This is a genomic window from Psychrobacter sp. 1Y4 (assembly GCF_051847555.1).
The window spans coordinates 1-1206 of sequence record NZ_JBPYDE010000100.1; the positions used below are offsets into that span (position 1 = coordinate 1).

The following is a 1206-nucleotide window of genomic DNA, read 5'->3' on the forward strand; positions in this document are numbered from 1 at the left end:
GAAACCAGTTCCCTGCTAAGGAACCATACGTGTAAGCGTATCGAGGGTTCGAATCCCTCCTTCACCGCCATTTATTCAGTTATTATTAGAGTAGTAACGCAGTATATTGCGTTAAACATTCATTAATAATTAAATCAAAAAATATTTTGTTTTTAATTAAAAAAGATGTTGACACAAGCGATATTATCTATATAATAGCCAACCTAATTTACTGAAATTGTTTTTAACAACTCGGTAAATGATTTGCAAAGTACGCGCTTGTAGCTCAGTTGGATAGAGCACTTGGCTACGAACTAAGGGGTCGGGAGTTCGAATCTCTCCAAGCGCACCATTTGCATAATCAACTAAATCAATCGCCTGTCTTATGACAATTGGCGATTTTTTTATGTCTACAGTTTTTGTGTTTTAGCATTGTCTTTTGCTTAGTGACTTTAAGGATTTTGGTTTTGTGATTTTATATTGGCCACATCATAGCTATCCTATGTGATTAGGATGATTAGACAGTCATTTAGGATAATGTACGATAGGCCAGTCATTTACGGTACAATAGCGTTACTATTCACTGCTTGCTATGAGCTCGTACCATGTCAAAAAGTTCCTCTAAACGCCCGTCAAAATCTACTGGCAAATCAAAGCCGCAACAGAGCGCTTTTGCGCAGCAAGATCCTAATGAAGAGCCCACGATAGCCAAGCCCATGGTTCGTGTCGTGGCCATTCTATATGATGGCATGTTGATTCTGGCTTTACTGTTTTTGGTGGGTACGATATTGACCGTAGTTGGCACGCTGCTAACGATGGAGACGGGTACCGAGTCTTCACAGGCCCAGTCACTACCGCTTTGGTATCAAAACGCCATTATGACGCCGTCGTTTGTTCTGACACTGGTGGCATTCTATGGAATATTTTGGCGCCGTGGTGGTCAGACATTGGGGATGCAAACGTGGCGATTGAAAACCATAAATGATGCTGGGCAATGGTTAACGTGGGGACAGTCGTTCAAACGCATCTTGGCGGCTTGTCTGATGCCGTTACTCTTTGGCGTTATCGGTAGTCTTATTGATGGATCACGCGCCGCCTTATTGGCCAGCGCGTTTCTTGGATTGGTATTCAACTATGTTTTTTGTCTGTTTAACCCTCGCGGTCTCGCAGTACAGGATATGCTATCCAACACCATTACCCTAAAGATGCCAAAAGTAGCACATGAAG

Annotated in this window: 1 protein-coding gene and 1 tRNA gene; both read left to right on the forward strand. The window is 42.4% G+C overall.

Features of this window, described 5'->3' with window-relative positions; translation table 11 throughout:
• The first annotated feature begins 254 nt into the window (after window positions 1-254).
• Window positions 255-331 (forward strand) — tRNA-Arg (locus ACS8FC_RS14485).
• A gap of 253 nt (window positions 332-584) precedes the next feature.
• The coding region (locus ACS8FC_RS14490) for an RDD family protein (RefSeq protein ID WP_439297278.1) at window positions 585-1206 on the forward strand (622 nt) is incomplete at its 3' end.